This is a genomic window from Pseudactinotalea sp., assembly GCF_048594945.1.
Classification (GTDB): Bacteria; Actinomycetota; Actinomycetes; order Actinomycetales; family Beutenbergiaceae; genus Pseudactinotalea.
In genome coordinates, this window is sequence record NZ_JBMDXJ010000140.1 from 1 (window position 1) to 5,964 (window position 5,964).

At 69.0% G+C, this 5,964-nt stretch carries 7 protein-coding genes and 1 pseudogene; 5 read left to right on the forward strand and 3 right to left on the reverse strand.

Annotated elements, in window-relative coordinates; genetic code table 11:
- The 3 genes and pseudogenes from ACOJSN_RS06635 to ACOJSN_RS06645 all read left to right on the forward strand — a co-directional run.
- A pseudogene (locus tag ACOJSN_RS06635) lies at positions 1–231 on the forward strand (SPFH/Band 7/PHB domain protein); the annotation flags it as partial.
- 130 nt (positions 232–361) lie between these two features.
- Positions 362–1,534 carry a glycosyltransferase family 4 protein gene (locus tag ACOJSN_RS06640; protein WP_420111720.1) on the forward strand — a complete coding sequence of 391 codons (1,173 nt, stop codon included), beginning with the start codon at positions 362–364 and terminating at the stop codon, positions 1,532–1,534.
- A 19-nt stretch (positions 1,535–1,553) separates the two neighbouring features.
- Positions 1,554–2,372: a TrmH family RNA methyltransferase gene (locus ACOJSN_RS06645; RefSeq protein WP_420111721.1), complete on the forward strand. Its 819-nt coding sequence runs from the start codon at positions 1,554–1,556 to the stop codon at positions 2,370–2,372.
- A gap of 3 nt (positions 2,373–2,375) precedes the next feature.
- Here the strand turns inward: ACOJSN_RS06645 and ACOJSN_RS06650 are convergent, their stop codons facing one another.
- A complete protein-coding gene (locus tag ACOJSN_RS06650; RefSeq protein WP_420111722.1) occupies positions 2,376–2,759 on the reverse strand; it encodes a VOC family protein in 384 nt (127 codons plus the stop codon).
- A 243-nt stretch (positions 2,760–3,002) separates the two neighbouring features.
- Here ACOJSN_RS06650 and ACOJSN_RS06655 point away from each other — a divergent pair, with 243 nt between their 5' ends.
- Both ACOJSN_RS06655 and ACOJSN_RS06660 read left to right on the forward strand, forming a co-directional pair.
- Positions 3,003–3,968, forward strand: coding sequence for a 5'-3' exonuclease (locus ACOJSN_RS06655; RefSeq protein WP_420111723.1), 966 nt, complete (start codon positions 3,003–3,005; stop codon positions 3,966–3,968).
- Entirely contained in the window at positions 3,965–4,576 is a 612-nt protein-coding gene (locus ACOJSN_RS06660) for a GyrI-like domain-containing protein (protein WP_420111724.1), read from the forward strand. The genes ACOJSN_RS06655 and ACOJSN_RS06660 overlap by 4 nt, the downstream gene beginning before the upstream one ends.
- Before the next feature lie 3 nt (positions 4,577–4,579).
- On the opposite strand, the gene ACOJSN_RS06665 is transcribed toward ACOJSN_RS06660, so the two are convergent.
- Entirely contained in the window at positions 4,580–5,137 is a 558-nt protein-coding gene (locus ACOJSN_RS06665) for a YbaK/EbsC family protein (protein ID WP_420111725.1), read from the reverse strand.
- A gap of 50 nt (positions 5,138–5,187) precedes the next feature.
- Positions 5,188–5,781 carry an N-acetyltransferase gene (locus ACOJSN_RS06670; RefSeq protein ID WP_420111726.1) on the reverse strand — a complete coding sequence of 198 codons (594 nt, stop codon included), beginning with the start codon at positions 5,779–5,781 and terminating at the stop codon, positions 5,188–5,190.
- Positions 5,782–5,964: the final 183 nt, after the last annotated feature.

Genomic DNA, 5,964 nt, shown 5'->3' on the forward strand with positions numbered 1-5,964 from the left:
GGTCTCGACATCGACCTGCCGGAGACCTCGCTGCAGGACCCCGCGGAAGCACTGCGTGAGGCCCGCGGCCAGGTCGATGAGGCACAGGCCGAGGCCGGCAGCGCCGGCGACGCCTCCGGTATGCCGTTCTCGCGTTCCGCCGAGGCCGGGCAGACGCCGAGCGACCAGCCGCCGCCTTCGGTGCCGCCGCAGCAGCCATGGCAGCAGGACCAGCCGCCGCAGCAGAGCTGAGGATCGACAGAGCAGGGCCCGCCGTCACGCTGGTGACGGCGGGCCCTGTCGCCTTTCGGTCGAACGTGGCCGACAGTTGCTGCTGTGTCGGTTCCGACCACGACGGCGCCCGCCCGGCTACAGTGACGGCGTGCGGATCGCCGTCGTCGCAGAGTCGTTCCTCCCGCAGGCCAACGGTGTCACGGTCACCGTGATGCGGCTGCTGGACTACCTCGCGGACCGGGGGGACGAGGTGCTCGTGCTCGCGCCCACGCCAGGCCGCGGCAAGGACGCGGTCGACTCCTACGCGGGTGCCGAGGTCCGGCGCTTCAAGGCCGTGCCGCTGCCGGGATACGCAGAGATGCGGCTGTCCACTCCGCTGGTCCGCACGCTGGAAGAGCATCTGAGGTACTTCTCGCCCGACGTTGTGCACCTGGCAGCACCGTTCGTGCTGGGGTGGCAGGCGATCGGGGCGGCGCAGTCGCTGGGGTTGCCGAGTGTGGCCGTCTACCAGACCGAGGCGCCCACGTACGCGCGCCGGTACAAGGTCAAGCAGCTCGAGCCGCTGTTGTGGAAGCGGGTGACCGACATCCACCGCCGCGCCACGCTCTCGCTCGCCCCGAGCACCTACGCCTGCCAGCAGCTCATCGACCGTGGCGTGCACCGGGTGGCGGTATGGCCGCACGGGGTAGACCGGGAGGTGTTCTCGCCGTGCAACAGGGACGAGGCGCTGCGTATGACCGTGGCAGGGCCGGACGAGGTGCTGGTCGGATACGTCGGTCGGTTGGCGCGCGAGAAGCAGGTCGAGGACCTGGCGGGACTGCAGTCGCTCAAGGGAGTGCGGCTGGTCGTCGCGGGCGACGGCCCACGGCGCGAGCACATCCAGAAGGTGCTGAACAAGGCCACGTTCACCGGGCACCTGGGCGGTACGGACCTGACACGGCTGCTCGCGAGCCTCGACGTGTTCGTGCACACCGGTGAGATGGACACGTTCGCGCAGACCATCCAGGAGGCCAAGGCCAGCGGGGTGCCCACGGTGGCACCCGCCCGCGGCGGTCCGATCGACCTCGTGGAGCACGGGGTGACCGGCTTCCTCTACAAGCCGGGCGACCTGCACGCGATGAAGCGGCACGTGAAGCAGCTCGTCACCGACCCTGGGCTTCGGGCTCAGATGGGCGAGGCAGCGCGCGCATCGACCGAGAATCGCACCTGGGACGCCGTCAACGAGCAGGTCACGGTCCACTACCGGAACGCCATCGAGTTCGCCGCTGGTGACGTGGTGGCCGGCACGCTGGCGCCCCGGCGGCGGCTGTTGACCCGTTGACGCCGTAGGGTGACGATCCGTGCCGATCGTTCACCTCGATGACCCCGACGACGACCGCGTCGCCGACTACACCAGGCTGACCGACGTCGTGCTGCGAGCCAAGCACGAGCCCAGCAAGGGTCTGTACATCGCGGAGTCGTCCACGGTGATCGGCCGCGCGATCGCGGCGGGGCACCGCCCGCGGTCCTTCCTGATGGCGCCGCGGTGGCTGGACGGCCTTCGCGACGTACTCGATTCCGTGGGGGCGGGCGAGGGCGGCGACGTCCCGGTCTATGTCGCGGAGGAGGACATTCTCAAGCAACTGACCGGGTTCCACCTGCACCGGGGTGCGCTGGCAGCGATGCACCGACCGCCGCTCGCTCCGGTGTCCGAGATCGTGGCGAACGCGCGGCGCGTGGCCATCCTGGAGGACGTCGTCGACCACACGAACGTCGGTGCAGCGTTCCGCTCGGCGGCGGCGATCGGCGTGGATGCTGTGCTGGTCACGCCGAAGTGCGCCGACCCGCTGTATCGGCGCAGCGTCCGCGTCTCCATGGGCACGGTGTTCCAGGTGCCGTGGACGCGGATCGATCCGTGGCCCGGCGGAGTCGAGGAGTTGCGCGACCTGGGGTTCCGCGTGTGTGCGCTCGCCCTCGGCCACGACTCGGTCACGCTCGACGACGTTGCCTCGGACCCGCCGGAGCGGCTCGCCTGGGTGCTGGGGACCGAAGGCGACGGGCTGTCACGTGGGGCCATCGACGCCGCCGACCAGGTGGTCAGAATCCCGATGGCCGGAGGTGTCGACTCACTCAACGTGGCCGCAGCCGCAGCCGTGGCGTTCTGGGCCACGCGGGTCTGACTCTCATCCCTGCGGCGGATGCTCGGCCACGCAGAACAGGTTGCCCTCCGGGTCGGTGAGCGTGGACCACTGCACCCAGGGAATCTCATCGAGGATCTCCCACTTCAGCGTGGCACCGAGATTGACCAGGCGGGCGACCTCCGCCTCCCGGGTGCCCCACGGCACCGTGAGGTCCATGTGCTGCGACTGTCGCTCGGGCCGCGGTTCGGAGCGACGCATGATCATCATCGGCACCCCATCGGGTTCGCGCGCGGTCAGGACGGCATAGTCGGGGTCGTCGTTGACGATGGTGCTGCCGAGTGCCTCGGCCCAGAACCGGGCCAGCGTGGCTGGGTCGTCCGCCTCCATGTTGACGGCGCCCAAGGTGATCGAGGTCTGTGTGCTCATGGCGTGAACGGTAGACCTCGGGTCCGACACGCGCTCCGCTGTCGCCGGTGACCCTCTGTTCCTCGGCTGAGCGCTCGGTGCTCGGCCTGCGTGCGCCACGGCGATCAGCGTATGTGTGCTGCCCCGACTGCTGGTCTCATGCGTGGCCGACACAGAACGTGACATCTTCTGTGAGGACTGTCCATCGGCGGTGACCGCGCGCGAGCACGCGCGCCTGTCGGCAGTCACCGCTAGCGTGGCGATGTGACCACACAACCCGAGAGTCAGCAACGGCTGTTGTTGCTCGATACCGCCAGCCTCTACTTCCGTGCGTTCTTCGGCGTGCCGGACTCGATCACCGCGCCGGACGGCACGCCGGTGAACGCGGTGCGGGGGCTGCTGGACTTCATCGCCCGGCTCGCCTCGGAGTATCAGCCCACCCATCTGGCGTGCTGCTGGGACAACGACTGGCGTCCGCAGTGGCGCGTGGATCTGGTGCCGTCGTACAAGGAGCACCGGGTCGAGCAGGTGGTGCCCGGCGAGGCGCCCGACGTCGAGGAAGTGCCCGACCCGTTGGAGGTGCAGATCCCGGTGATCCTCGCGGTACTGGAAGCGCTCGGCCTTGCCGTGGTGGGTGCTCCGGAGGCCGAGGCCGACGATGTCATCGGCACGCTTGCCACCGATGCCGGGATGCCGGTCGACATCGTCACCGGCGACCGCGACCTGTTCCAGCTCGTCGACGACGATGCCCAGATCCGGGTGCTGTACACCGCGCGAGGGGTGGGCAAGCACGAGAAGGTGACCAACGCCGTCGTGCAGTCGAAGTACGGGGTGAACGGTGACCAGTACGCGGACTTCGCGACGATGCGAGGCGATGCTTCCGACGGGCTGCCCGGCGTCAAGGGTGTGGGGGACAAGACGGCGGCGTCGCTGCTGGCCTCGTACGGCGACCTGGCGGGGATCCGGGCGGCGGCGGCCGATGCCTCGATCGCGATGGCGGCCGGTGTCCGCAGCAAGATCAACGCGGCAGCCGACTACCTCGATGTGGCGCCGGAGGTGGTGGCGGTGCGGCGCGCGCTCGACCTGGGCGTGGCGATGGAGGATCTACGTGTGCCGGGCTCCGATGAGGACCACCCGCTGCCGCGCGCACCCGAGTCCCTGGTGGAGCTCGTGGACCGGTGGGGTCTGGACAGTTCGGTGCAGCGGGTGCTGGCGGCGATGACGCGATGAGGGCCGATCTGAAGAAGGAGATCCCGAGCTACCAGGCGCGACACGGGCAGTTCGTCGAGATCGAGGTGCCGCCGTTGCAGTACCTGATGATCGATGGCCACGGCGATCCCAACACCTCCACGGCGTACGCGGATGCTCTCGCCTCGCTGTACCCGCTGGCCTACAAGCTGAAGTTTCTCAGCAAGCGCGAGCTCGACCGCGACTACGTGGTGCCGCCGCTGGAGGCCCTCTGGTGGGCACAGGATATGTCAGCCTTCACCAGTGGGCGTGACAAGTCGCAGTGGGACTGGACCGCGATGATCCTTGTCCCCGACTGGCTGAGCGCTGAGCATGTGGAGGCTGCGCGTGAGGCCGCTGCGACGGGTGACCCGCCGTCGCTCGATCAGGTCAGGCTCGAGAGCCTTCATGAAGGCTTGTGCGTGCAGACCCTGCACCTCGGCTCCTATGACGATGAAGGTCCGGTGCTGACCGAGATGCACGAGCGCTTCATCCCGAGTCAGGGACTAGGGATGATCGGCAAGCACCACGAGATCTACTTCAACGACGCCCGCCGCACCGCTCCCGAGAAGTTGAAGACGATCCTGCGGCAGCCGGTCGAGCGGGTCTGAGGATCAGCGCGCGAGCCCTTCGACGACCTCAGCGCCGCTGAGCAGCGTGAGGGCAGCGCCGGGCAGCACGAGCTTGGAGCCGCGGATGCCGGAGCCGATGATCACGTGCTCGTCGGTCGCGAGCGAGGCGTCGACCATCACGCGGTACCGCTCGGGCAGCCCGAGCGGGGTGATGCCGCCATAGGCCATGCCGGAGTCGGCGACCGCGGTCTCCATCGGGAGGAACGAGGCCTTGCGCACATCGAGGCGCTTGCGCACGGTCGTGTTGACATCGGCGCGGGTGGTGGCGCGCACCACGCATGCCGCGACCCGCTCCTCGCCGGAGCGGCTGCCGGCCACGAGCACGCAGTTGCCGGAGATCTCGAGCGTGAGCCCGTAGGTCTCGGTCATCGCGGCGGTGTCGGCCATCTCGGGGTCGATCGCGGTGACCAGCACCGCTCGCGCGGCTCGCTCGTGCTCGCCACCCTGCTCGACGGCGGTGCGCAGCGTCGCGAGGACGGGTGCGGCCAGGAGGTCAGGGGAGTGGAGCGCGGGGGTCCAGTCGAGGGTTCCGAGTCGCATGCTCGCCAACGGTAGGGCACGACGGCGGTGGGTCTCGTCGGGTGGTCGGCTCACCCGTAGGCGAGGTAGCGGCCGGGTTTGCCGGGCTCGACGATGTGGAACCGCACGGTCAGGTCCGTGCGCTCCAGCAGGGCGACCTGCTGGGCGAAGTCCTCGTGGGTGACGAAGACGCGCGGGCCCAGGTCCCACTCGTGATCGAACCAGGTGCGGAGTGCGTCGAGCAGGGTTCGGTCGGTGCCGGCTGCGAGAGCCGACGTCCTGACCCAGAAGTAGGTGGCGGCGTCGACGTCCTCCCAACGGTCGGTGCCGACCGGGGTCACGTCGGACTTCGCGAGAAAGGTGGCGTCGTGCGGCATCACGTACACGCACCCGAGGCAGGTGGTGCCCGTGGGATCGAGCACGGTGTAGCTGAACGCCGCGCCTGTTTCGTGCCGTTGCTGCATGCCCACCAGGTCCTCGCGGTTGGACTCGACCGTGAAGCCCTCCTCGGGCCAGCCGGTCTGCTCCCACACGCGCAGGTCGTCCTTGGTCTCCATCACGGCGGCGTGGTCGATCGCGGCGTCGTCGGTGGTGATCGGCCGGAGCGTGAAGGTCTCGGTGGTCAGCAGGCTCGGGGCGGTGAGCTGCGGGTTCTGGAACGGCATTACCCCACCCTGACACGAGTGAGTGGAGGGTCGAGAAGGGTTATCGGCCCGTTGACACCGCGGCACCACCGAGGTTCAATAGAACGTCCGTTCGATCGCGGGTGGTGCGAACGGATGTCGGTGGCTCCCTCTAGCGTCGGCGAGCGTAGGTAGGAGGTGTGTGATGCACACAGGCACAACGGT

Excerpts from the sequence above, each read along its gene's own strand:
- ACOJSN_RS06650 (WP_420111722.1), bottom strand. The coding sequence starts at position 2,759 with ATGAGCACACAGACCTCGATCACCTTGGGCGCCGTCAACATGGAGGCG.
- ACOJSN_RS06660 (WP_420111724.1), top strand. The coding sequence starts at position 3,965 with ATGAGGGCCGATCTGAAGAAGGAGATCCCGAGCTACCAGGCGCGACAC.
- ACOJSN_RS06665 (WP_420111725.1), bottom strand. The coding sequence starts at position 5,137 with ATGCGACTCGGAACCCTCGACTGGACCCCCGCGCTCCACTCCCCTGAC.
- ACOJSN_RS06670 (WP_420111726.1), bottom strand. The coding sequence starts at position 5,781 with ATGCCGTTCCAGAACCCGCAGCTCACCGCCCCGAGCCTGCTGACCACC.